Origin of the sequence: Ferruginibacter sp., assembly GCF_031430955.1 — a bacterium.
Taxonomy (GTDB): Bacteria; Bacteroidota; Bacteroidia; order Chitinophagales; family Chitinophagaceae; genus Ferruginibacter.
On the sequence record NZ_JANPCM010000158.1, the window covers coordinates 1 to 1666 of the forward strand.

The 1666-nt window shown below is 31.5% G+C and carries 2 protein-coding genes and 1 pseudogene; all 3 read right to left on the reverse strand.

Annotated features, from left to right (window positions below; all coding sequences use genetic code 11):
- Positions 1 to 16: 16 nt before the first annotated feature.
- On the reverse strand, positions 17 to 493 hold the full coding sequence (locus tag ACY65O_RS04230) for a hypothetical protein (protein ID WP_462219603.1): 477 nt from the start codon (positions 491 to 493) through the stop codon (positions 17 to 19).
- 90 nt (positions 494 to 583) lie between these two features.
- A pseudogene (locus ACY65O_RS04235) lies at positions 584 to 847 on the reverse strand (DUF3667 domain-containing protein); the annotation flags it as partial.
- An 8-nt stretch (positions 848 to 855) separates the two neighbouring features.
- The coding region (locus tag ACY65O_RS04240; RefSeq protein ID WP_462219602.1) for a GH3 domain-containing protein at positions 856 to 1666 on the reverse strand (811 nt) is incomplete at its 5' end.

The following is a 1666-nucleotide window of genomic DNA, read 5'->3' on the forward strand; positions in this document are numbered from 1 at the left end:
ATCGCCAGTAAAATTTTTAAATCAGGTGAATGATAATGTAAAATAAAAGGAATTTATAAATGTATTGAATAAATATGGCTAGCGTAAATGTGAACAACAGCGAATACAAAATACTATACCACCACTTAAATTGAAAAAATCTTTTTGATGCAAAAATTAAATAAATAATAAATACACTAATAATGGGAATAAGCATTTGTAAATCAGACCAATTTGCCAGAGCAGGGAAAATTAGTTTTAAAAACTGAAGTAATAAAGGAAGAATTAAAAATCCCCAGAGGATAAAGAAAGAATTTGCTTCAATAGAAAAAATAAAATTATCATAAAAATACTTTCTTTTTTTAAAGCTCATTAACCAAGAGAAGCAAGCCATTACAGGAATGATTATAAACAATAAAAATTTTGATATTTTTTCGGAAGTATGTTGAAAAACTTCACCAAATTGTGTGTCGTTTAAATGCTGTGACTGCATTATTTCTATAGCTTTATTCATGGCATAATGTCCATACAGCGGGTGTCTTACATGATAGTAAGGCTTTATATTCAATCCGTCAAAAACGGGGAATAGCAGGTAAAGAATTACCAGCATGAGAAAAAATGAAATTGGTTTAAAATATTTTTTATGAATACCATTACAATAATCAAAAGAGAATTTCCCCGGTTTTGTAAAAAGAACAAGAAAAGTATTAAAAAAAGTACCTTCAAAATGAGTTATAAAATGAAACCCTTCTGACAATAAATAAAAAACTGATTTATCTTTTTCATTATAAACTTTTTCACCACAATTGCTGCAGAACTTACCTGTTAATTGTTGGCCGCAATTTTTACAATGGGAAGTATTTTCCATTTTTAAATTTAGAAATTCATTTTTAATATTTCCTCTAACATTTTTCTCTCATTACTTAACCTGGGTATTTTGTGCTGGCCGCCTAATTTACCCTTACTTTTCAGCCATTCATTAAAACTATCTTTAGGTAATACATGTACAATGGGTAAGCGCAGGGCAATATCTTTATGGCGCTTGGCTTCGTAATCGCTGTTAACATCTTTTAAGGCATTGTCCAGCTCGTAAATAAAAGCGGTAATATTATCCGGTTCTTTTTCAAATTCAATTAGCCATTCGTGTGCACCATTATTATTATCGCTGAAAAAAACAGGGGCAGCAGTATAATCACTTACCAATGCATTGGTTTTTTCGCAGGCAGCAGCGATAGCTTTGTCAGTGTTATCTACAATTACTTCTTCGCCAAAAGCATTCATATAATGTTTTAGCCTGCCACTTACTTTTATTTTATAAGGATTGATAGAAGTAAAAATAACTGTGTCGCCAATTAAATACCGCCACAGTCCGCCGGTAGTGCTTATAACTAATGCATAATTTTTATGGAGCACCACATTTTTTAAACCTACGGTTTGTGGTTTATCTTTTCCATATTCTTCCACCGGCATAAACTCGTAAAAAATGCCATGTTCTGTAAATAATAACAAGCCGTCATCATCAGGTTTTACCTGCCCGGCAATAAAACCTTCGCTGGCATTGTATATTTCTAAGTAATTAATTTTTGCACCAATAATTTTATCAAACTGTTCTTTGTAAGGCACAAAAGAAACGCCGCCATTAATATACAGTTCTAAATTGGGCCACACCTCTTTTATAGTTTGTTTA

Bases quoted from the DNA above. Each gene is read 5' to 3' on its own strand.
- ACY65O_RS04230 (WP_462219603.1), bottom strand. From the start codon at position 493: ATGAATAAAGCTATAGAAATAATGCAGTCACAGCATTTAAACGACACA.